This window comes from Shinella oryzae (assembly GCF_023038235.1).
GTDB classification, from domain to species: domain Bacteria; phylum Pseudomonadota; class Alphaproteobacteria; order Rhizobiales; family Rhizobiaceae; genus Shinella; species Shinella sumterensis.
This window is the reverse complement of sequence record NZ_CP081987.1, coordinates 1,263,763-1,284,472: the sequence shown is the minus strand read 5'-3', so window position 1 is coordinate 1,284,472 and position 20,710 is coordinate 1,263,763. Positions and strand designations below refer to the sequence as shown.

Sequence of the window (20,710 nt, the reverse complement as noted above, 5' to 3'; positions counted from 1 at the left end):
TGGTTCCTCATTTCTTTTCCATGACACATTGCAGCGGGTGCTGGTGCTGGCGGGAGAAATCCATCACCTGTGTCACTTTGGTTTCGGCAACCTCGTAGGTGAACACACCACATTCGCCCACGCCATGATTGTGCACATGGAGCATGATCCGCGTGGCCGCTTCCCGGTCCTTCTGGAAGAAACGTTCCAGAATGTGGATCACGAACTCCATGGGCGTGTAGTCGTCATTCAGAAGCAGGACGCGGTAAAGACTCGGCTTCTTGGTCTTCGGCTTCGTACGGGTAATGACGGACGTGCTGCGGCCGGGAGTATCGCCGCCGTCTTCGCCATCCTGCATTCGAACCCGTCTCACTTCCATTTCCTGTTCATTCCCTGACTGCGTAGTCCGTCTCGAGGTTGCCTCTCGACGTGTTATCTAATGTCTCGACACACGATTGTAAGACCCTCGCTTCGCACTGCAATCATAATCGCGGACCGTGCGAAGGAAATAGCGAAATTTGCCGCCGGCGCGTCAGCCTCGCGCAATCCCCGAAACGGAAACGACCGGCTGCGGTTGCCCGCGGCCGGTCGTTGAACGTCATGCGCGTATTACGGCGCGTCGGCCTCAGGCGGCGACTGCAGCCTTTGCCGCCGCGGTGGCCTTGGCAACCGGCGCTTCGTAAGGCTTGTAGGCGCCCTTGGCGAGATCGGCATAGAGTTCGCCGATCTTGGTGGCTTCGGCGACGAAGCTTTCATAGGAGGACTTCACGAAGGCGGACTGCAGCTCAACGGCGGTCTCGATGCTCTTGACGCCCGAAAGCTTCTCGAAATGGGCAAGGCCGTTTTCGAAGGACTTCTTGGAATAGTCTGCGGCTTCGGTGGCGATCGCCTGCCAGCCCTGCGCGACAGTCGTATAGCTCTTCACGAACGTATCCATGGCTTCCTTGTTCTTCTTGCTTGCCTCGTCAAAATTGAACATCGAAGTCTCCTTTGGTCCCTAGTGACTTGGCAGCAATATATATGCGATGCACAAAAAAGTCAATGTATATGCTGCAATGCAATATTCCGTAACCAAAGCAAGATGTTGGACGATACGTATGATTATTGGTGCTGACGAAAGGCAATTTGCCACAAAACAATAACAAAAGGCCAGGCGCCAAAGGCGGCCGGGCCTTGTTGCTGGAAATCCTTCAGATCAGAGATCGATGTCGAGGATCGCCATGGAGAAGTTGTAGGAGAGCTCGCCGTCTTCGTCGTCGCGGAAGATGACGCCGAGAAATTCGTCCGCGAGGTAGACTTCGGCGGATTCATCCTTGCGCGGGCGGGCCTTCACGACAATCTCCTTGTTGATATTGCGCTTGAAGTAGGCCTCGAGCTTTCTGATTTCTTCCGGCTTCACGATACGTCTCCGTCAACGATTTGATGTGCCGCGCTTCTCGCACCTGCTCCCGGGCGTGTAAACCCTTCAATGCCGGTGCGCGCCGACTTTTCCCGCGTTCAGGCTTTTGGCGCAGTGCCGCGGGCGAGGCCGTTTCGGCCCTGGCCGGCGCAGTCAGAGATCGTAGTCGAAGGCCGCAAGCAACTGGTCCATCGCACGCGACGGCTCGTTGCAACCCGCCTCGCCCACGACGCGCGCCGGCACACCCGCCACCGTCGATTTCGGCGGAACGGGCTTGAGCACGACGGAGCCCGCCGCGATGCGCGAGCAATGGCCGATATGGATATTACCGAGGATTTTCGCGCCGGCACCGATCATGACGCCGTCGCCGATCTTCGGATGGCGGTCGCCGCCTTCCTTGCCGGTGCCGCCGAGCGTGACATTGTGAAGGATCGAGACATTGTCACCTATGGACGCCGTCTCGCCCACGACCAGACCCGTCGCGTGGTCGAGGAAGATGCCCTTGCCGATGCGCGCAGCCGGATTGATATCCGTCTGGAAGACGCTGGAGGAGCGGCTTTGCAGGTAAAGCGCGAGGTCACGCCGGCCATTGTTGTAGAGCCAGTGGGCAACGCGGTGCGTCTGGATGGCGTGGAAGCCCTTGAAATAGAGCACGGCATCGAGGAACCGCAGGCATGCCGGATCCCGGTCATAGACGGCCTGGATATCGACGCGCAGGATGCCGCCCCATTCCGGCCAGTCTTCAAGCATCTCGTCGAAGATCTGGTGCAGCAGATTGGCCTGCAGGTCCGGATGGTCGAGACGCTCGCAGACCCGATGGATCACGCTTTCCTCAAGCGAGTGGTGGTTCAGCACCGTCGAATAGAGGAAGGCCGCCAGCAGCGGCTCGGCCTGGGCGGCAACACGCGCTTCCTCGCGCAGGCTGTCCCAGATCGGATCCATGGCCTTGAGCCGCTCGGCAGCCCGCAGTTCGTTCGTCGCGACCATCGCCGCACTCCTTGTCGTCATTCTCGTCCATATATAGAACAAACCAAGGGCAAGCGAAATGCCCCGGCCGTCATTGTCATGAACGCCGCCTCAACGTCCTTCGATCTCCGCATAGAAATCCAGCACAGCGCGCTTGAAAACCTTGTCTCCGACCGCGAGCATGTGATCGCGCCCGGGAATGTCGAGCGCGCGCGCATCCGGCATCAGCGCCGCCAGCGGCTGCGGCTCACCGGCAATGTCGTCCTTGGTGCCGACGCCAATCAAGGCCGGCATGTCGATGCGCGCCATGTCGGCTTCCGTCAGCAGATCGCGCGAGGTCATGATGCAGGCAGCAAGCGCCTGCCGATCGGACCCCGTTTGCTCGGCGAAAGTACGGAACATGCGCCCGCGTGCGTGGGTGACATCGTCGAGCGACGGCGCCAGCAGCGCATCCGCGATCGGGTCCCAGTCGCCCACACCGTCGACCATGCCGATGCCGAGCCCGCCGAAGACAACGGACCGCACCCGATGCGGATGGCCGAGCGCCATGAAGGCCGTGATGCGTGCACCCATCGAATAGCCGAAGACATGCGCTTCGGGGATCGCGAGATGATCGAGAAGGGCCGCAGCATCGCCGGCCATCAGCGGTGGGGTGTAAAGCGCGGGATCATGCGGCTTGGCACTGGCGCCGTGTCCGCGATTGTCGAGCGCGATGACGCGGTAGCCCGCATCCCCCAACGTCTTCAGCCAGCCGGGAAACACCCAGTTGACGTTGGCGCTGGAGGCGAAACCGTGGATCAGCAGAACGGGATCGCCGGAGGGATCGCCCTCATCGAAGAAAGCCAGTTCGAGGCCTTCGTGGGTGAAACGGGAAAAGGGCGGAGGATCAATGTTCATCGCGAGGCCGTCTTTCGTTTTCTCGCCCCGCTCTTACCGCCGTTTGCGCGCAGAGGAAACGCCCGGTGCGGAAATCTCGCACGCTCCCCAGGCGCGATCGGAGGAAAACCGCCTCAGGAAGACGATCATTGCCTCTCCGCGACGGTTTTGCATCTACACATTCCGTTGGAAGACGATTATGGTCCGGCCAACAAACAGACCTGCACGGAGCATGACATGGCTGGGCACAGCATTCCCCATTTCCAGAACGACGGCGGCCATAGCGCAATCGAGATCGGCGTGAAGGAATTCATGTGCGTCGGCGCATCGATCCCCTACGACCATCCGCACGTCTTCCTCGACATGGGCGACGACAACGAAAAGGTCTGTCCCTATTGCTCGACGCTCTACCGCTACAACGCGGCCCTGAAGGCCACGCAGACCAATCCGGTCGGCTGCACCTTCACCAACGTGGTGGCGGCGTGACGGCCGGAAGGCCGACACGATCATGTCCCCTGTAAAATCAGTCACGATCGTCGGCGCCGGCATTGCCGGCCTGACGGCAGCGCTTGCGCTCGCCCGCAAGGGTATCGCCGCGCACATCGTCGAACAGGCCTCGACGCTTGCGGAAGTCGGGGCCGGGCTGCAGCTTTCGCCCAATGCTTCCCGTGTCCTAGCCGAGCTCGGCCTTCTGCAGGACCTTGAAAGGCGCTGGAGCGAACCGGATCACATCCAGCTTTCCTCGGGAAACACGCTTGCGCCGCTCGCTTCGGTTCCGGTCGGCGCCGCCGCCCGCGCGCGGTGGGGGGCACCCTACGGCGTTCTCCATCGCGCCTCGCTGCAGGCCGTCCTTCTCGATGCGGTCAGCCGGGAGCCATCGTGCACGCTCGTCACGGGCCGCAGGGTCGAAACTGCCGAAGAGGCCGCAGCCGTTGCCAGCACCGATCTGGTGGTTGCGGCAGACGGCGTCTGGTCCAGGCTGCGCGGTTCCGTTCCGGGCGCCCTGCCCGCGCGATACTCCGGCAATGTCGCCTGGCGTTTTCTCGTGCCCTACGATTTTGCGCCGGTCCTGCTCAATCCCCGCACGGTCACGGCCTTTCTTGGACCGCAGGCCCATCTCGTCGCCTATCCGCTGGCCGAGACCCGTTCGTTCAACATCGTCGCCATCCACCAGCAGGCCGAGGCACCGCCGGAAGGTTGGTCACGGCGTGGAGACGCCGCCGCCAAAAAACGCCTCGCCAATGCTTTTTCCGGCTGGCATGCCGACATAAGAGAGTTGGTCGCAGGGGCAGACGATCCGCTGGTCTGGCCGCTCTTCGGCTGCCCGGATGGTGCCTGGACGGATGGGCGCAATATGGTACTGATCGGGGACGCCGCCCACGCCATGACACCTTTTGCGGCACAGGGCGCCGCCATGGCCATCGAGGATGCCGCGCTTCTGGCGAACCGGCTTTCAGGCGCAACGGACCTCGGCGCGGCATTGCGCCGCTTCGAGACCGAGCGCCGGGAACGGGTCGCGAAGGTCCGCAATCGCGGCGCTTTCAACCGCTTCGCCTATCACGCGCGCGGCCCCGTCGCACTTGCGCGCAATCTGGTGCTGTCGCTGCGGAAGCCGGAGACCCTGGCCGGCGATTTCGACTGGCTCTACGGCTACCGCACGCCGGACTGATCCGGCATGTTCCCCAACTTGCCGGAAAGCCCCGGCAAGCCGTGATCTCAAGCGCTTGCAGCCGTCAGACGGAGCGCGCCGCGGCCAGGCCGCGTTCGATATCGGCCTTGATATCCTTCACATCCTCGAGGCCGATCTGAAGGCGCAGCACCGGGCCCTCTTCCGGCGCCTTGGCGACACGCCGGTCGTTGAGGTTCACATGCACCGCGAGGCATTCGAAGCCACCCCAGGAATAGCCGAGCCCGAAAATACCGAGCGCATCTAGGAATGCGTGGGCCTTGGCCTTGTAACGATCGGGCGAACCACCGTTCAGCACGATCGAGAAGATGCCGCAGGAACCCTTGAAGTCCCGCTTCCAGAGGTCGTGTCCCGGGAAGCTCGGCAAGGCCGGGTGCAGGACCCGCGCGACATCGTCCACGCCCTCCAGCCAGCGCGCCAATTCCAGCGCGCTTTCCTGGTGACGCTCCAGCCGCACGCCCATGGTGCGCAGTCCGCGCAGCACTTGGTAGGAATCATCCGGCGAGGCGCAGGTGCCCAACGTGATCTGCGTATCGTGCAGTTGTCCCCAATGGGCGGCGTTGGCCGAGACCGTGCCGAACAAAATGTCGGAATGACCGGCCGGATACTTCGTGGCGGCATGGATGGACACGTCGACGCCGAAATCGAGCGGCTTGAAATAGAGCGGCGTCGCCCAGGTGTTGTCCATGGTGACGACCGCGCCATGCCTGTGCGCTACAGCGGCGATGGCCGGAATATCCTGCATTTCGAACGTGTTGGAGCCGGGTGCCTCGGTGTGCACGAGCCTGGTGTTGGGCCGGATCAGGCTCTCGATACCGGCGCCTATCAAGGGATCGTAATATTCCACGGTCACGCCCAGCCGCTTCAGCATGGTGTCGCAGAAATGGCGTGTCGGGTGATAGACGGAATCGACGATCAGCGCGTGGTCGCCCGCCGAAAGGTAGGCGAGGAACGGCACGGTCACGGCTGCCAGACCCGAAGGCACGAGAATCGTACCGGCCGAGCCTTCCAGTTCATCGATTGCGGCGCAGAGCGCATCCGTGGTCGGCGTGCCGCGCGTGCCGTAGGTGTATTTCTGCGCCCGGCTTTCCATGGTCGCAGCATTGGGAAAGAGAACCGTGGACGCATGCACGACGGGTGGATTGACGAAACCGTAATAGTCGGCGGGGTCGTTGCCTGCATGGGCAAGGCGGGTGTTCACGCCGGCGCCGGCGAGGATTTCGTCTCTGTTTTTCATGGATCAATCCGAACGATGCAATGTGTTACCTCCGGCGGACTTTTCGCCAGCATCAAGGTGAGGTCAACCCCGTGCGCAAGAAGAACGCGAAACCCCGAAAGCGCTACAAATTTCCAACAAGCGGTTTTTTTGTGCGGCTGACTGCACTTGCCCCCATTTTCCTGCCCAAATGCGCGCCAACTTTCCTTAAATTTGGAGAAGTGAATGGAAAATGGGCTGTGTCACTTGACCGTGCGAAATTTTGAGCATGAGATAAGCGACCTCGCGCCGGGAGGGTGGCGAGTTCCGCATAGGTGTCCTTTCGGACCGCGTGACCTGCGGATAAGACAAGACAACAGAAAAAGGTCGTAAAAAATGGCAAAAAAAATCGTGACGGCGCTCGTTGGTGCAGCCGTACTGGGGTTTGGCGCAACAGCATCTCAAGCCGACACACTGTCTGACGTAAAGGCAAAGGGCTTCGTCCAGTGCGGCGTCAACGGCTCGAACCTTGCCGGCTTCGGCGCACAGGATTCGCAGGGCAACTGGGCCGGCCTCGACGTGGATCTCTGCAAGGCCGTGGCCGCTGCCGTCTTCGGCGACGCCACCAAGGTCAAGTTCACGCCTCTTTCGGCCAAGGACCGTTTCCCCGCGCTGCAGTCGGGCGAAATCGATCTTCTGGCACGCAACACGACGTGGAGCATCAGCCGCGACACGCAGCTCGGCTTCGACTTCCGCGCCGTGAACTACTATGACGGCCAGGGCTTCATGGTGAAGAAGGAGCTCGGCGTTAAGTCCGCTCTGGAACTGTCGGGCGCGTCCGTCTGCGTCCAGTCGGGCACCACCACCGAACTGAACCTCGCCGACTACTTCCGCTCCAACAACATGGATTTCAAGCCGGTCGTTTTCGAAGCGCAGGATGAAGCCGACGCCGCCTACAATGCCGGCCGTTGCGACGCCTACACGACGGACGCCTCGGGCCTCTACTCGATCCGCCTGAAGATGGCCAACCCGGACGACCATATGGTTCTGCCGGAAATCATCTCCAAGGAGCCGCTCGGCCCGGCCGTTCGCCAGAACGATTCCAAGTGGCTCGATATCGTCAGCTGGGCACATTATGCGATGGTGGCTGCCGAAGAGTTCGGCATCACGCAGGCGAATGTCGAGGAAATGAAGACCTCCGCCAACCCTGACATCAAGCGCTTCCTCGGTGAAGAAGCCGATTCGACCATCGGTGCGGATCTTGGCGTGCCGAAGGACTGGGCCGTGCAGATCATCAAGGCCGTCGGCAACTATGGCGAATCCTTCGAACGCAATGTCGGCGAAGGTTCTCCGCTCAAGATCGCCCGTGGCCTGAACGCCCAGTGGACGAAGGGCGGCCTGCAATACGCCCCGCCGATCCGCTAAGTCGGACGACACCGCTTCGGGAGGGCAAGCCATTGCCCTCCCTTTTTAGAACAACGCCCGGAAAACAGGGCGACCACAATGTCAGGGGACTTGCATGGCTCTTGCGGACACCCGAACCGGGTCCAGCGAACCGCCGAAGGTTTCGCTTCTCTACAATCCTGCGCTGCGAAGCGTGCTCTATCAGGTCGTTACACTTGTCGTGATCGTCGGTGCGGTGTGGTACGCCTGGAACAATGTCGTCCAGAACCTCGCCCGCGCCAACATGTCGGCCGGTTTCGGCTTCCTGAACAGCCGCGCCGGTTTCGACATCGCGCAGACGCTGATCGCCTATTCGAGTGACTCGACCTATTTCCGTGCCCTGCAGGTCGGTCTGCTCAACACGCTGGTGGTCGCCGCCGCCGGTATCGTCACCGCGACGATCGTCGGCCTTCTCATCGGTGTGGGGCGCCTGTCGAACAACTGGCTGATTGCGCGGCTCTGCACGGTCTATGTGGAAATCTTCCGCAACATTCCGCCGCTTCTCGTCATCTTCTTCTGGTATCTCGGCGTTCTCGCCCTGTTGCCGTCGATCCGTACGATCTTCCAGCATCTCGAGGAAAACCCGGACGCGATCTTCTTCATCTCCAACCGCGGCATCTACATGCCCGCCCCGATCTTCGGTGAGGGATTCGGCATGGTGGTCGGGGCCTTTGTCCTTGGTATCGTCGCGGCAATCGCCTTCACGATCTGGGCCAATGCCCGCCAGCGGGCCACGGGCAAGCGTCCGCCGGTGCTGTGGGTCAATCTCGGCCTGATCGTGCTGTTCCCGATCCTCGTCTTCCTCATCATGGGAAGCCCGCTGTCGCTGGACTACGCCGTTCCGGGGTCGTTCAACATGCGCGGCGGCATGTCCATCGGGCCAGAATTCCTGGCGCTCTACCTCGCACTTTCCCTCTACACGGCGTCGTTCATCGCCGAAATCGTGCGGGCAGGCATCCGTGGCGTGTCGAAGGGCCAATCGGAGGCCGCTTTCGCACTCGGACTGCGGGGCGGACACACGACGCGCCTCGTCGTCCTGCCGCAGGCCTTGCGCATCATCATCCCGCCCCTCACCTCGCAATATCTCAACCTCATCAAGAACTCGTCGCTCGCCGTCGCGGTCGGTTACGCCGACCTCGTGGCTGTCGGCGGTACCATCCTCAACCAGTCGGGTAAGTCCATCGAGATCATCGCGATCTGGATGTTGGTCTACGTATCGATCAGCCTCGTCACGTCGCTGTTCATGAACTGGTTCAATGCCAAGATGGCCCTGGTGGAGCGCTGAGATGTCCCAAAGCATTACCTATGTCCGCGAGGGGTTCATCGAGGCGGAAAAGCCGCCGACCTCGGATTCCTCAGCGTTTGCCTGGATTCGCCACAACCTGTTCGCGTCCTGGAAGGACAGCCTTCTCACGGTGATCGCTCTTGCGGTGCTCGTCTACTACCTCCCGAAGGCCATCGACTGGCTGTTCCTATCGGCGGTCTGGACGGGCGCCGACAGAACGGCCTGCCTGACGACTGACCAGGGCGGCCAGCTTCCGGCCGGCTGGAGCGGCGCCTGCTGGGCCTATGTGAACGACCGCTTCGTGCAGTTCATGTTCGGCTCCTATCCGCGTAGCGAACTGTGGCGTCCGCTTCTCGTGGCCGGCATGTTCGTCGCGCTGCTCGTGCCCTTCCTCATTCCGAAGGTGCCGCGCAAGGGGCTGAACGCGATCCTGCTGCTCGTCGTGCTGCCCATCGTCGCCTATTTCCTGCTTCTGGGCGGCTCGTTCGGCCTGCGTTACGTCGAGACGTCGCTGTGGGGCGGGCTGATGGTGACGCTCATCATCTCCTTCGTCGGCATCGTCATGTCGCTGCCGATCGGCATTCTGCTCGCGCTCGGACGCCGGTCGTCCATGCCGATCCTGAAGACGGTCTGCATCGGCTTCATCGAGCTGATCCGCGGCGTGCCGTTGATCACCGTCCTGTTCATGGCCAGCGTGTTGCTTCCGCTGTTCCTGGAACCGGGCAACAACATCGACAAGTTCCTGCGTGCGCTCATCGGGGTTTCGATCTTCGCGTCCGCCTATATGGCGGAGGTTATTCGCGGCGGTCTTCAAGCCATTCCGAAAGGGCAATATGAAGCGGCCGATGCGCTTGGTCTAAACTACTTCCACAAGATGACCTTCATCGTGCTTCCGCAGGCCATCAAGCTCGTCATCCCGGGAATCGTGAACACCTTTATCGGCATGTTCAAGGATACCTCGCTCGTCACCATCATCTCGATGTACGATCTGCTCGGCATCGTGAAGGCGAGCTTCGGCGATTCGGGCTGGATTACCCCTGTCACGCCGCTCACGGGCCTGATCTTCGCCGGCTTCGTATTCTGGATCTTCTGCTTCGGCATGTCGCGCTACTCGGCTTTCGTTGAACGCCGGCTCGACAAGGGCCATAAGAGATAACTGAGAGGACATAATAATGGCCAACCAAGCCAATGCACAAAAGATGACTGTCTCGGCCACCGACGCCGCCGTCGAAATCATCAACATGAACAAGTGGTACGGCGACTTCCACGTGCTGCGCGACATCAATCTGAAGGTGATGAAGGGCGAGCGCATCGTCATCGCGGGACCGTCGGGTTCCGGCAAGTCGACGATGATCCGCTGCATCAACCGGCTGGAAGAGCACCAGAAGGGCCAGATCATCGTCGACGGCATCGAGCTGACGAACGACCTCAAGAAGATCGACGAAGTGCGTCGCGAAGTCGGCATGGTGTTCCAGCACTTCAACCTCTTCCCGCACCTGACCATCCTCGAGAACTGCACGCTTGCGCCGATCTGGGTGCGCAAGATGCCGAAGAAGGAGGCCGAGGAGATCGCGATGCACTACCTCAAGCGCGTCAAGATCCCCGAACAGGCCAACAAGTATCCCGGCCAGCTGTCGGGCGGCCAGCAGCAGCGCGTGGCGATCGCCCGCTCGCTCTGCATGAAGCCCAAGATCATGCTGTTCGACGAGCCGACCTCGGCGCTCGATCCGGAAATGGTCAAGGAAGTGCTCGACACCATGGTTTCGCTGGCTGAAGAAGGCATGACCATGCTGTGCGTGACGCACGAAATGGGTTTTGCCCGCCAGGTCGCCAACCGCGTGATCTTCATGGACCAGGGCCAGATCGTCGAGGAGAACGCACCCGCCGAGTTCTTCGACAATCCGCAGCACGAGCGCACCAAGCTGTTCCTCAGCCAGATCCTGCACTGAGCGGATCGGAATCCGGGTTTGGAAAAGGCGGGCGGAGTGCCCGCCTTTTTTCGTCCCGCTTGTTGGTCATGCCCTTCATTTCGTCCGAAGCCCCATCCGGAACTTGAGCGGACTTGCGCCGAAATGATTGCGGAAGGCGCGCGAGAAGGCCGAGAGACTGTCGAAGCCGCTGCGCAGCGCCACCTCCTGCATGGACAGCGGCGTATCGCGCACCAGACGCTGCGCCGCCGTCAGCCGCAAGCGCAGATAATATTTCCCGGGTGCCGCGCCGAGCCCGTCGACGAAGAGCGTCTCGAGCTTTCGCGTGGAGAAGCCGAGGCGGCGTGCCAGTGCTGCGATGGTCAGCGGCCGGTCGATCGTGCGCTCCATCAGGCGGATCGCGGCAGCAAGCTCCGGCCTGTGCTCGCCCAGGCGCCCCAATGAGACGAGCGGCTGCGCGTCCGTTGCGGCATGGGTCTCGTCGTAGACGAAGACGCTGGCCACATCGAGCGCCACCGCCGAGCCGAACTGCTCGCGCACCAGATGCAGCATCATGTCGAAGGTCGGCGAGGCACCGCCTGACGTCCATAGCGGGCCGTCCGTGACGAAGCGGTCGGCGCGTACGTTGAGCGCTGGAAAGGCTGCCGCGAAGTCCTCCAGCTCTTCCCAATGCGCCGTCGCGTCGCGCCCGTCCAGCAGGCCGGAGCGCGCCAGAAGCCAGCAGCCGGACTCGATGCCGGCCACGATCCCGAAACGCCGTGCCACCTTCTTGAGCCGCGCGACGAACGGTCGCCCGGCGTGGCGATCCTGGTTGAAGCCGGCGATCAGGAGCAAGGCATCGCCGCTCGTCACATCGGCGAACGCGCCATCGACACGAACCTCAACGCCGCAGGTCAGGAGCACCGGCTGCCCCTCCGGCGAGAGTATCGTCCAGCGGAAGACCGGTTCGGGCACCACGCGGTTGGCCGCGCGCATGGGATCGAGCACGGAGGCAAGCGACATGATCGATGATTCCGGCAGCAAAACAATCGTGACGTCGAGCGGGCCCGACCGCGGCATTTCTTTGGTCATGCGGAAATTGTCAAAAAACAGACGTATTATGTCAATCGGGAAAAGATAAATCCGGCATGATCCGTCTTACAGGTGATCCGGAGATGCAGCCGGGTCATGGCGACAGCCCCCTGTACCCCGAACCCTGATCCGCTTTTTATCGGAACGGGTTGGCGAGCCCGAGGGCGGACCAGCCCGTTTTTTTTGCGCTGTCCTCGGCACCGTTTCGCCCGTCAGGTTGCGACCGCCCGGAACCTACACCTGTCTTGCGCGTTGAAGCGACAACCAAGCAGGAAAGGTTCTATCATGCAGAAGCTCAAGTCCATCTTTGCCACGGGTGCGCTCTCCATCGCCGTCGCGCTGACGTCCTTCGTTCCGGCACAGGCCATTACGTTCCCGAACGTTCCGGTTCCGTCGGCGTCGTCCGTCGAGCAGGTGCAGTATCGCTATGAGCGTCGGGAACGCATGCATCGCCGCGACCGGGCGGAGCGGCGCTGGCACGGCCATCGCGGTTACCGTGACCGCCGTCCCGGCTATCGCCGCCACTCCGATGGCTGGTGGTACCCGCTGGCTGCCTTCGGCCTGGGTGCGGCCATCGGCGGTGCCGTGACCCGTGACCGCGACGTGAGCGGCTCGCATGTCAGCTGGTGCGCCAACCGTTACCGTTCGTACCGCGCCTACGACAACACGTTCCAGCCGAACAACGGTCCGCGCCGGAGCTGCGTCTCGCCCTATTCACGCTAAGCCGCTGACCTCTTCCCTACAAACAAAACGCCCGCGATGGATATCGCGGGCGTTTTGCATTGCTTAGGCATTGTGGAGGACCGAAACCCTCCGCCGGATACTTACTCGGCGTCGCCTTCAGCGGCCTTCTTCTTGGCCGGGGCTTTCTTCTTCGCAGCGGCTTCTTCGCCTTCCGCAGCGTCGGCCTTGGCAGCAGCCTTCTTCTTCGGCGCAGCCTTCTTGGCGTCCTTCTCGGAGCCTTCCTCGTCGTCAGCCATCAGCTCGTCCTTGGAGACGGTCTTGTCCGTCACCTTGATTTCGCCGAGCAGGTGATCGACGACCTTTTCTTCGAAGATCGGCGCGCGCAGCGAAGCGGCGGCACCCGGGGTCTTCTGGAAATATTCGAGGATCTGCTTTTCCTGGCCGGGGAACTGGCGCAGCTGCTGGTAGAGCGACTGCTGCATTTCCTCGTCGGAAACCTGGATGCCGGCCTTTTCGCCGATTTCCGAGAGAACGAGGCCGAGGCGGACGCGGCGTTCGGCCAGCTTGCGGTATTCTTCGCGTGCGGCTTCTTCCGTGGTGTCTTCGTCAGCGAAGGTCTTGCCGGACTGCTGGAGGTCCGTGTTGATCTGGCGCCAGATGTTTTCGAATTCGGCGTCGACCAGGCGCTCCGGCGTGTCGAACTTGTACAGCTCGTCGAGCTGGTCGAGGATCTGGCGCTTGACCTTCTGGCGCGTGACCGAGCCGTACTGGCTTTCGATCTGGCCGCGGACGATTTCGCGCAGCTTGTCGGCCGATTCGAGGCCGAGCTTCTTGGCGAGCTCGTCGTTGATCTCGATGTCGGCGGCGGCAGCGACGTCCTTGACCTTGATGTCGAAGGTGGCTTCCTTGCCGGCGAGGTTTGCGGCCGGGTAATCGGCCGGGAAGGTCACGGTGATGACCTTTTCGTCACCGGCCTTCAAGCCGACGAGCTGCTCTTCGAAGCCCGGAATGAAGCGGTTGGAACCGAGAACCAGTTCTGCGTCTTCGTCCTTGCCGCCATCGAAGGCTTCACCGTCAACCTTGCCGAGGTAATCAATGGTGACGCGGTCGCCATTGGCGGCCTTGCCCTTCTTGGTTTCGTAGGAGCGTGCGCTTTCGGCGATCTGCAGGATCTGGTCGTCGACTTCCTTGGCGTCGATTTCCACGACTTCGCGCGTGACGGCGATGCCAGAATTGTCCTTCAGCTCGATGGCCGGAATGACTTCATAGGCCAGCGTGAACTCGAAGTCGGCTTCACCGGCGAGAATCTTCTCGGCCTCGGCCTGGTCTTCGGTCATCGCGACTTCCGGCTGCGTGGCAGACTTTTCGCCGCGCTCGGAAAGAATTGCGGAGGGGCGGTCGCGAACGATCTCGTTGACCAGCTCGGCCATGACGGATTTGCCGTACATCTTCTTGAGATGTGCGAACGGCACCTTGCCCGGACGGAAGCCGTTGATGCGGACACGGCCCTTCACGTCCTCAAGACGCTCGTTCATCTGAGCTTCCATGTCCTTGGCCGGGATGACGACCTTGATTTCGCGCTTCAGCCCTTCAGCGAGCGTTTCGATAACCTGCATGTTCAAACCTTTATTTCGAGTTGGCGGTGTTCAAACCGGGCTGCCGGTTATGGCGAACACCCCGCCGGTCCATTTGCCGGCAGTGGCTTTACTGAATTCGGTGGCCTTTTGGCAAGCAAAATGGCGCGCTCTAACATTCCACACCCCGCGGAAACGTCCGGTTTCCGCGTTTGGTGGCTCTGGTGCGGGTAGAGAGACTTGAACTCCCACGCCTTGCGGCACCAGAACCTAAATCTGGCGTGTCTACCAATTTCACCATACCCGCGTCTCAGAAACCGCTGTCCACAGGCGGCCGGGCCGCTCCAGTGGCGCCTTCCGAGCGCGGCGTCTCTATATCATCCGTTTCCAAGGGATCAAAGGAAAAATGACAGGAAAACGACCGTTCTCCGGCGCTTCGGCTCAATAGAGCGGCTCGTCGTAGACCGGCTCCCCGCGCAGCAGCAGCCGCGCGATCTGCGGCGTGCCATCGCTCGACACCCGCGCCTCCACGTCCAGCTCCTGCGCATTGCGGGCATTTTCCAGCGCCCTGCCCTCGCCTTCCGGCACATAGTAGCGCTCGATACCGTATTGCACGAAGAGCTCATCGGGCATGCCGTCGGCGCCGTATGTGTTGAAAACGAAGGGCAACGTGCGCAGGATGACAGACCCCTCCTCCGGCGCCATCTCCGCAAAGCGCGCTTCCGTCGCCTTCCACAGCCCGTCGGCATCCGGTTTCAGGCGCACGGAAAGGCGGGTGCGCGTCCCGTCCGAGGGAATATCGCCCGTGACGATCGACGCCGGAATGGTGGAAATCTCGTAGATCAGTATGACGTAGTCGCCGCGCAGCAGGTCGCGCGGGTCGACCGGGTTGGTCTTCAGCCGGATATCCGCGCCGTTGCGCAGGATGGACGCCCGGCTTTCGACCATATAGCCGATCACGGCGGTCTGGAGCACGGCGACGACAAGTGCTGCAACGAGCGGCGACAGGCGGAAGGAACGCGTCCGGGTCATATCAGGCCTCCGCCTTGTCTTCGTTGGATGCAAGCCGGCGCTCCAATGCGATCACCGCCCAGGCGATGGCGGCGACGACAAGGCCGGAGACGAGGAAGAAACCCGAGGTGCCGATGATGGAGCCGATGGTTTCCGACGCGAGATAGAGCGTCTCCGCCGCGAAGGCCACGTATCCCAAATACCGGACCGCGCCGTTCTCCTTCCCCGAAAGCGCGATGCCGGTGATCGCCGCGCCGAGCGTGACGATGCCGACCGCCAGACGCTCGCCCACCGCATCGAACTCGACATGCAGGACCACGAGCCCGAGCATCAGCACGAGATAGGCATAGAAAGCGGGCGCTGAACCGGCGCTGCGGGCGGCGGCGTGCAACGGCGACTGCGGTAGCGCGGCGGCAAGATAGGCAACGGCGCCGAAGACGACGATGGCAATGGCCGTCGTTGCGGTGGAGTATTCGCTGTAGATAAAGGCGAGCCAGGCGACCAACAGCAGATAGCCGAGGTGGCGTGCACGCCCGGCGCCGGTGTAGCGCGCAAGCGCGATGACGACGACCGCCATCAGCGGCATCAGCCAGAGCAGCAGCATCTGATCGGCCGAGTAGGATTGTGTCCAGTCCGTACCCGAGACGACGAAGGCGAGAAAGCCGGCGACGACGGTGACGGCACCCGACCGGAACAGCACGGCCGCCGCCACCGTCCCGCCGAACCAGACGAGCGCCGCCTGAAGCGCGTCGCCCGAGAGATGGTACATCTGCCCCACAAGCGCGATGGCCCCGCCGAAGGACAGCGCTCCCAGAACGAGGAAAGCAGCCGCAAGACGCTCTGCGCCGCGTGCCAGAAGGGCACCGCCGCCGAAATAGGCCGCCCAGAGGACGCCGATAATGCCTGCAAGGCGCACGAGCCGCGGAATGGCTTCCCAATTGGCCGCGACAAGCAGGAGGACGGCTGCCGCAAACAGAAGTGCCGCGATGATCAGAAGCACGCGCCCCACGCTGAAGGAGTTGGGACGCGAATCGTACTCCTTGAGCAGCACGGTCGCTGTTTTCGTGTCGATCAGGCCCTGCGCCGTCCACGTTTTCAGGTCGCGTTCCAACCAACTCCTGTACATTGCCCCGCCGTCCCCTTCGACAATCCGCCTGCGGCCGTGATTCCGGCCCTGGCAACGGCGGCACTATAGGCTGCCCGAAAATGCCCGGTCACGGCAAAAGTGAAGGAAAACGCCAATGCGGCAGCAAAATCGCGGCGTTTCCGGCGGACATGCAATCAGGATTAACGAAACATAAAGAAAACCATGGGAGATTTGGCCGTAACGATCCGGTCCCGGCGGCATGCAGGCAGCGCATACCATCCATGACTATATTGCACTGCACAAAACCGAATGACCCGGCTATATTGCAAACATCGGATCGATGATGATCCAGCCGCAACGAGGCGCCGCTTTAAGGCGACAGGTTGCGGAAAGGCCAGATGATCGGGCCCGGCATGACGCCGAAAGATCAGGTTGCCGGAAACGGTGATCGATGGAATTCGGAGTGGCGCACTCCTCCTCCCAGCGCCCCTTCGATCGATTGGCAACACTCCTCCTCCCAGTTGCCAATCAATATCAATGACGCCCGCTGGATCTCCTCCCCCAGCGGGCGTTATTCTTTTTTGACCTCCCCGCGATTTCCAAGATCCATATCCCGTGGCCGTAGCGTCGCCCGCGCCTTTCTTCATGGCGCTACGCATCGCCCTCGCCATTCGGGCCGGCCCATTCCGGTTTTGCATGGCGAACGTTTACCAGTGTGGCGAGCCGGCCTTTTTTGGCCAGAATTTTGTCAAAATTTCCGCTTGACATGCAAGAAATGCATGGGTGCCGTGCCAATCGGGCGCTGTTCATTTTGCCGCTCGAGCGTATAGTCCGGCTCAACAGATCAGGGCGGCGCCAACGACGAGCGGCCGCTCAGTACGAAGCCCAAGAAAGGGGTATGAAAATGAACCTGGCACGCTCTTTCAACAACTGGCGCAAGTATCGTCAGACCGTCACCGAACTCGGCCGCATGTCGGACCGCGAGCTTCGTGACCTCGGCATCGGCCGCAGCGATATCCCTTATATCGCACGCAAGGCGACGATCTAAGCCGAACGGACCCACGGGTCGCAAAATGAACGCCCTTCGGTCTCCACCGAAGGGCGTTTTCGTTTGCCGGTCTTTTTGCGCCGCACAATGTCGCAGATTATAGACTGCGACATCTTGCAGATGGTGAGGTGACGCAGCTGAATCGCCGTATCTGCCTGATATAGCGCCCTTATCTGCCTTTTTTGCATGCAGCGGCGGCAGTTGCCTTATCCTTCATCGTCTTATTGCACAAATGCATAGCAGCTGCATTTTCTTTGCACTGCACATTAACGGGGATGTCGCGTATATGAGCGTCAACGCCGGGGGAAAGCCTCCGGGTAACCCTTCTAGGACACGACCATGAACCCGCTCCGCATCGCAAAGAACTGGATTTCCTACCGCCGCACCCTGAACGAACTCGGCAACCTGTCGAACCACACGCTCTCGGACATCGGCCTGACCCGTTACGACATCCGTGACATCGCTTCCCGTTCCTTCCGCTAATTCATAGCCGGTTTCCGCCGCTGCGGCCGGAAACGGCGACGCGCGAGGAACGCTTCAAACGGCACCATCTGGTGCCGTTTTTGATTCCGGGGGCATGTTGCGCCGCCTCCATGCTTTTCCTTGGAATTGCGGCGTGGCCCATGGTAACGAACCGGCCATGACCAAGACCTCTTCGCACACTCCCATCCATGTCATCGGTGGCGGCCTCGCCGGCTCGGAAGCCGCCTGGCAGATCGCCGAACGTGGCATTCCCGTCATCCTGCATGAAATGCGCGGCGTGCGCGGCACGGATGCGCACAAGACCGATGGCCTCGCCGAACTCGTCTGTTCGAACTCCTTCCGCTCGGACGACGCGACGAGCAATGCCGTCGGCGTGCTGCATGCGGAGATGCGGCTGGCCGGTTCGCTCATCATGCGCTCCGCGGATGCCAATCAGGTTCCGGCCGGCGGTGCGCTTGCGGTGGACCGCGACGGCTTTTCCGATGCCGTGACGGCCGCCATCGAGGGGCATCCGCTCATTACCGTCACGCGCGAGGAAGTGACGGGGCTTCCGCCCGAGGACTGGGACCAGGCCATCATCGCCACCGGTCCGCTGACCGCCCCATCGCTGGCGCAGGCCATCCAGGCGCGGACCGGCGCCGATTCGCTCGCCTTCTTCGACGCCATCGCGCCGATCGTGCACACGGCGAGCATCGATATGGATATCTGCTGGTATCAGTCGCGCTACGACAAGGTTGGCCCAGGCGGCACGGGCAAGGACTATATCAACTGCCCGGTGGACGAGGCGCAGTACAACGCCTTCATCGATGCGCTGATCGCCGGAGACACGACCGGCTTCAAGGAATGGGAAGGCACGCCCTATTTCGACGGCTGCCTGCCGATCGAGGTGATGGCGGAACGTGGCCGCGAGACGCTGCGCCACGGCCCGATGAAGCCGATGGGGCTGACCAATGCGCATAATCCCACGGTAAAGCCCTATGCGGTCGTGCAGCTGCGCCAGGACAATGCACTCGGCACGCTCTACAACATGGTCGGTTTCCAAACGAAGCTGAAATATGGCGCGCAAGCGGAAATCTTCCGGCTGATCCCGGGTCTCGAAAACGCCGAATTCGCGCGCCTCGGCGGGCTGCACCGCAATACCTATATCAACTCCCCCACCCTGCTCGACAGATCGCTGACGCTGAAGGGCCGTCCGGGGCTTCGCTTCGCCGGCCAAATCACCGGCTGCGAAGGTTACGTCGAAAGTGCCAGCATCGGCCTGCTGGCGGGACGCTTCGCGGCCGCCGAGCGCCAGGGCGCCACGCCTGTCCTGCCGCCGGAGACCACCGCCTTCGGCGCGCTGCTCAACCACATTACCGGCGGGCATATCGTGTCGGACGATGAGCCGGGCAAGCGCTCGTTCCAGCCGATGAACATCAATTTCGGCCTGTTCCCGCCGCTTGAGCCGGGCACCGTGACCAAGCCGGACGGGGTGAAGCGCTTCCGCGGCAAGGACAAGGCGCTCGCCAAGAAGCACGCAACGGCTGCGCGCGCGCTGGAAGATTGCGCACGCTGGCTGAAAGGCTGATCTTGCGCCTCAGATCGGCTGTTTCTGGGCGAGGTCGCCGGCAACGGCGGTCATGGGCCTGAAGCTGCCGAGCAGCCACAGCGAAACTTCCGCGGCCTGCTGCTCATTGCGGAATTCGAATGTGCCGCCCTCGAAGGCGGCATTGGCGAATGTCACGGAAAGCCGGCGGGGACCGGCACTTTCGACGCGCACCGTGCCCGGCTCGATGAGATGGCAGGTATAGTGCAGGCCGTGTGCGTTCATGCAACCGGCTTTGCCGTCATGCAGACGCAGAAACACGGTCTTGCCGTTTGCCGTGGTCACGACATCACGGATGGCCTCGTCGGGAAAGGCCCGGCCGAACTCCAGGATCGCCAGCCCCGAATCGTTCTCGGCTTTCTCACGCTCGTCCCGTTGAAACGCCTGGCGAAAAATCAGGCCCACCAGAAACAGGCACACGATCGTGATGGTCCAGAGCATGGCGTGAACTCCCCCGCGCCGATAACATTCGGCCTCCCTAACAAACGAGGCTTGCGCCAGTTTTGCGTGTCGCTCGTCAAACGGGGCCCGGGCCAAACGGTTCCGCCGGGCGGCTCAGAAAGGTCCGCGCCGCAGGGCCCGCCACATCCACCATTGCCGTCGCCATTGCGGCGGCTGCAGGACGCGTTCAAGCACGTCCGCACCGGCCTTTTCGGCAGCGTCGAGAATGTGCGGCACGAGCGCAACGGGCAAGAAGGCCGGACGGTTGCCCATCGAGACGCCATCCGCGGCACGCGCCTTGGCCAGATGATCCCGCCCCAGGCCCACAAAAGCCTCGATGGCGCGCCCGGCGGCGGCCTTGTCGTCTCCCCGCAGCAGTGCCTCCGGCGACAGGCCCGTCGCCGCGAGCAGGTCCGCAGGTAGATAGACCTGACCACGCCGGCGATGGATGGGCAGCATCAGAAGCACCCCGGCAACGGTCTGCGCGACGCCGGCATGCCCTGCCGCATCGGCCGACTTCGGCGCATTGACCGGATCGAGCACGAGGCTCGCAAGCTGGATAAGCGCCGAGGCCGTTTCGCCCGCATAGCCTTCGAACGCCGAACGGCTCTCCATCGGGTCGTTGTAGACGTCGAAGATGCGGGCCTCGATCATATCTGTCAGCACCGCGACCGGCAGATGATGATCCCGCATGCAAGCGAGAAGGCCCGCCGCCAGCGGATTGGCCAGCGCATCGCCATCCGCCTGCCCCTCCAGAAGATCCCGCCACCATTGCAGGCGGATTTCGCCCGGCAGTGCCTCGCGTACGACGTCTCGCACCCGGGCGAGCTCGGCATTGAAGGCATAGAGGGCGGCAAGCGCGCCACGCTTTTCCGCCGGCGTCAGAAGGCAGGCGAGATAGCGGTCGCGATCGGTGTCGCGAAGCACCGTCAGGCAATGCGCATAATGGGTATCGTTATCGCTCACGT

The 20,710-nt window shown here is 62.1% G+C and carries 22 protein-coding genes and 1 tRNA gene; 10 read left to right on the top strand and 13 right to left on the bottom strand.

The window, feature by feature from the left end; genetic code table 11:
* Positions 1-7 precede the first annotated feature (7 nt).
* The 5 genes from clpS to K6301_RS06415 all read right to left on the bottom strand — a co-directional run bounded on the left by clpS (position 8) and on the right by K6301_RS06415 (position 3,241).
* Positions 8-358: an ATP-dependent Clp protease adapter ClpS gene (gene clpS / locus K6301_RS06435; protein WP_134649127.1), complete on the bottom strand. Its 351-nt coding sequence runs from the start codon at positions 356-358 to the stop codon at positions 8-10.
* A gap of 246 nt (positions 359-604) precedes the next feature.
* Complete coding sequence (locus K6301_RS06430) at positions 605-958, bottom strand: phasin family protein (RefSeq protein ID WP_160871473.1); 354 nt, start codon at positions 956-958, stop codon at positions 605-607.
* Between the two features lie 216 nt (positions 959-1,174).
* A complete protein-coding gene (locus K6301_RS06425) occupies positions 1,175-1,378 on the bottom strand; it encodes a DUF3126 family protein (RefSeq protein ID WP_134649125.1) in 204 nt (67 codons plus the stop codon).
* 153 nt (positions 1,379-1,531) lie between these two features.
* Positions 1,532-2,365 (bottom strand): serine O-acetyltransferase, encoded by an 834-nt coding sequence (gene cysE / locus K6301_RS06420; protein WP_241595996.1) that lies wholly within the window; start codon positions 2,363-2,365, stop codon positions 1,532-1,534.
* A 90-nt stretch (positions 2,366-2,455) separates the two neighbouring features.
* The gene (locus K6301_RS06415) at positions 2,456-3,241 is read right to left on the bottom strand and encodes an alpha/beta fold hydrolase (RefSeq protein WP_247219993.1); all 786 of its coding nucleotides are present in this window, start codon (positions 3,239-3,241) and stop codon (positions 2,456-2,458) included.
* A 216-nt stretch (positions 3,242-3,457) separates the two neighbouring features.
* On the opposite strand from K6301_RS06415, the gene K6301_RS06410 reads away from it, so the two are divergent.
* Both K6301_RS06410 and K6301_RS06405 read left to right on the top strand, forming a co-directional pair.
* On the top strand, positions 3,458-3,706 hold the full coding sequence (locus tag K6301_RS06410) for a zinc-finger domain-containing protein (RefSeq protein WP_247219992.1): 249 nt from the start codon (positions 3,458-3,460) through the stop codon (positions 3,704-3,706).
* 22 nt (positions 3,707-3,728) lie between these two features.
* A complete protein-coding gene (locus tag K6301_RS06405) occupies positions 3,729-4,889 on the top strand; it encodes an FAD-dependent monooxygenase (RefSeq protein WP_247219991.1) in 1,161 nt (386 codons plus the stop codon).
* 64 nt (positions 4,890-4,953) lie between these two features.
* Here the strand turns inward: K6301_RS06405 and K6301_RS06400 are convergent, their stop codons facing one another.
* Positions 4,954-6,144, bottom strand: a complete 1,191-nt coding sequence (locus tag K6301_RS06400) for a cystathionine beta-lyase (RefSeq protein WP_247219989.1) — start codon at positions 6,142-6,144, stop codon at positions 4,954-4,956.
* A gap of 354 nt (positions 6,145-6,498) precedes the next feature.
* On the opposite strand from K6301_RS06400, the gene K6301_RS06395 reads away from it, so the two are divergent.
* From K6301_RS06395 to K6301_RS06380, 4 genes are all read left to right on the top strand, one after another.
* Positions 6,499-7,527 carry an amino acid ABC transporter substrate-binding protein gene (locus tag K6301_RS06395; RefSeq protein ID WP_134649119.1) on the top strand — a complete coding sequence of 343 codons (1,029 nt, stop codon included), beginning with the start codon at positions 6,499-6,501 and terminating at the stop codon, positions 7,525-7,527.
* Between the two features lie 94 nt (positions 7,528-7,621).
* On the top strand, positions 7,622-8,830 hold the full coding sequence (locus K6301_RS06390) for an amino acid ABC transporter permease (protein WP_247219987.1): 1,209 nt from the start codon (positions 7,622-7,624) through the stop codon (positions 8,828-8,830).
* 1 nt (position 8,831) lies between these two features.
* Positions 8,832-9,986 (top strand): amino acid ABC transporter permease, encoded by a 1,155-nt coding sequence (locus K6301_RS06385; protein ID WP_247219985.1) that lies wholly within the window; start codon positions 8,832-8,834, stop codon positions 9,984-9,986.
* A 16-nt stretch (positions 9,987-10,002) separates the two neighbouring features.
* Positions 10,003-10,779, top strand: a complete 777-nt coding sequence (locus K6301_RS06380; RefSeq protein WP_247219983.1) for an amino acid ABC transporter ATP-binding protein — start codon at positions 10,003-10,005, stop codon at positions 10,777-10,779.
* Between the two features lie 75 nt (positions 10,780-10,854).
* On the opposite strand, the gene K6301_RS06375 is transcribed toward K6301_RS06380, so the two are convergent.
* Positions 10,855-11,829: a GlxA family transcriptional regulator gene (locus K6301_RS06375; protein WP_247219981.1), complete on the bottom strand. Its 975-nt coding sequence runs from the start codon at positions 11,827-11,829 to the stop codon at positions 10,855-10,857.
* 285 nt (positions 11,830-12,114) lie between these two features.
* Here K6301_RS06375 and K6301_RS06370 point away from each other — a divergent pair, with 285 nt between their 5' ends.
* Positions 12,115-12,552 (top strand): BA14K family protein, encoded by a 438-nt coding sequence (locus tag K6301_RS06370; protein WP_247219979.1) that lies wholly within the window; start codon positions 12,115-12,117, stop codon positions 12,550-12,552.
* Between the two features lie 101 nt (positions 12,553-12,653).
* Here the strand turns inward: K6301_RS06370 and tig are convergent, their stop codons facing one another.
* From tig to K6301_RS06350, 4 genes are all read right to left on the bottom strand, one after another.
* On the bottom strand, positions 12,654-14,129 hold the full coding sequence (gene tig / locus K6301_RS06365) for a trigger factor (RefSeq protein ID WP_247219977.1): 1,476 nt from the start codon (positions 14,127-14,129) through the stop codon (positions 12,654-12,656).
* 180 nt (positions 14,130-14,309) lie between these two features.
* Positions 14,310-14,394, bottom strand: a tRNA-Leu gene (locus K6301_RS06360).
* Positions 14,395-14,528: 134 nt separating this feature from the next.
* Positions 14,529-15,119 carry a GDYXXLXY domain-containing protein gene (locus K6301_RS06355; protein ID WP_247219974.1) on the bottom strand — a complete coding sequence of 197 codons (591 nt, stop codon included), beginning with the start codon at positions 15,117-15,119 and terminating at the stop codon, positions 14,529-14,531.
* A 1-nt stretch (position 15,120) separates the two neighbouring features.
* Complete coding sequence (locus tag K6301_RS06350; RefSeq protein ID WP_247219972.1) at positions 15,121-16,224, bottom strand: DUF2157 domain-containing protein; 1,104 nt, start codon at positions 16,222-16,224, stop codon at positions 15,121-15,123.
* Between the two features lie 865 nt (positions 16,225-17,089).
* Between K6301_RS06350 and K6301_RS06345 the strand changes: the two genes are divergently transcribed.
* The 3 genes from K6301_RS06345 to trmFO all read left to right on the top strand — a co-directional run bounded on the left by K6301_RS06345 (position 17,090) and on the right by trmFO (position 19,283).
* On the top strand, positions 17,090-17,233 hold the full coding sequence (locus tag K6301_RS06345; RefSeq protein WP_134649244.1) for a DUF1127 domain-containing protein: 144 nt from the start codon (positions 17,090-17,092) through the stop codon (positions 17,231-17,233).
* A gap of 339 nt (positions 17,234-17,572) precedes the next feature.
* Positions 17,573-17,716 carry a DUF1127 domain-containing protein gene (locus K6301_RS06340; protein ID WP_134649109.1) on the top strand — a complete coding sequence of 48 codons (144 nt, stop codon included), beginning with the start codon at positions 17,573-17,575 and terminating at the stop codon, positions 17,714-17,716.
* 157 nt (positions 17,717-17,873) lie between these two features.
* On the top strand, positions 17,874-19,283 hold the full coding sequence (gene trmFO, locus K6301_RS06335) for a methylenetetrahydrofolate--tRNA-(uracil(54)-C(5))-methyltransferase (FADH(2)-oxidizing) TrmFO (protein WP_247219970.1): 1,410 nt from the start codon (positions 17,874-17,876) through the stop codon (positions 19,281-19,283).
* A gap of 9 nt (positions 19,284-19,292) precedes the next feature.
* Here the strand turns inward: trmFO and K6301_RS06330 are convergent, their stop codons facing one another.
* Both K6301_RS06330 and K6301_RS06325 read right to left on the bottom strand, forming a co-directional pair.
* Entirely contained in the window at positions 19,293-19,742 is a 450-nt protein-coding gene (locus K6301_RS06330) for a hypothetical protein (protein ID WP_247219968.1), read from the bottom strand.
* Between the two features lie 114 nt (positions 19,743-19,856).
* Positions 19,857-20,708 (bottom strand): phytoene/squalene synthase family protein, encoded by an 852-nt coding sequence (locus tag K6301_RS06325; protein WP_247219966.1) that lies wholly within the window; start codon positions 20,706-20,708, stop codon positions 19,857-19,859.
* Positions 20,709-20,710: the final 2 nt, after the last annotated feature.

Bases quoted from the DNA above. Each gene is read 5' to 3' on its own strand.
- clpS (WP_134649127.1), bottom strand. From the start codon at position 358: ATGGAAGTGAGACGGGTTCGAATGCAGGATGGCGAAGACGGCGGCGAT.
- K6301_RS06430 (WP_160871473.1), bottom strand. From the start codon at position 958: ATGTTCAATTTTGACGAGGCAAGCAAGAAGAACAAGGAAGCCATGGAT.
- cysE (WP_241595996.1), bottom strand. From the start codon at position 2,365: ATGGTCGCGACGAACGAACTGCGGGCTGCCGAGCGGCTCAAGGCCATG.
- K6301_RS06415 (WP_247219993.1), bottom strand. From the start codon at position 3,241: ATGAACATTGATCCTCCGCCCTTTTCCCGTTTCACCCACGAAGGCCTC.
- K6301_RS06410 (WP_247219992.1), top strand. From the start codon at position 3,458: ATGGCTGGGCACAGCATTCCCCATTTCCAGAACGACGGCGGCCATAGC.
- K6301_RS06405 (WP_247219991.1), top strand. From the start codon at position 3,729: ATGTCCCCTGTAAAATCAGTCACGATCGTCGGCGCCGGCATTGCCGGC.
- K6301_RS06400 (WP_247219989.1), bottom strand. From the start codon at position 6,144: ATGAAAAACAGAGACGAAATCCTCGCCGGCGCCGGCGTGAACACCCGC.
- K6301_RS06395 (WP_134649119.1), top strand. From the start codon at position 6,499: ATGGCAAAAAAAATCGTGACGGCGCTCGTTGGTGCAGCCGTACTGGGG.
- K6301_RS06390 (WP_247219987.1), top strand. From the start codon at position 7,622: ATGGCTCTTGCGGACACCCGAACCGGGTCCAGCGAACCGCCGAAGGTT.
- K6301_RS06385 (WP_247219985.1), top strand. From the start codon at position 8,832: ATGTCCCAAAGCATTACCTATGTCCGCGAGGGGTTCATCGAGGCGGAA.
- K6301_RS06380 (WP_247219983.1), top strand. From the start codon at position 10,003: ATGGCCAACCAAGCCAATGCACAAAAGATGACTGTCTCGGCCACCGAC.
- K6301_RS06375 (WP_247219981.1), bottom strand. From the start codon at position 11,829: ATGACCAAAGAAATGCCGCGGTCGGGCCCGCTCGACGTCACGATTGTT.
- K6301_RS06370 (WP_247219979.1), top strand. From the start codon at position 12,115: ATGCAGAAGCTCAAGTCCATCTTTGCCACGGGTGCGCTCTCCATCGCC.
- tig (WP_247219977.1), bottom strand. From the start codon at position 14,129: ATGCAGGTTATCGAAACGCTCGCTGAAGGGCTGAAGCGCGAAATCAAG.
- K6301_RS06355 (WP_247219974.1), bottom strand. From the start codon at position 15,119: ATGACCCGGACGCGTTCCTTCCGCCTGTCGCCGCTCGTTGCAGCACTT.
- K6301_RS06350 (WP_247219972.1), bottom strand. From the start codon at position 16,224: ATGTACAGGAGTTGGTTGGAACGCGACCTGAAAACGTGGACGGCGCAG.
- K6301_RS06345 (WP_134649244.1), top strand. From the start codon at position 17,090: ATGAACCTGGCACGCTCTTTCAACAACTGGCGCAAGTATCGTCAGACC.
- K6301_RS06340 (WP_134649109.1), top strand. From the start codon at position 17,573: ATGAACCCGCTCCGCATCGCAAAGAACTGGATTTCCTACCGCCGCACC.
- trmFO (WP_247219970.1), top strand. From the start codon at position 17,874: ATGACCAAGACCTCTTCGCACACTCCCATCCATGTCATCGGTGGCGGC.
- K6301_RS06330 (WP_247219968.1), bottom strand. From the start codon at position 19,742: ATGCTCTGGACCATCACGATCGTGTGCCTGTTTCTGGTGGGCCTGATT.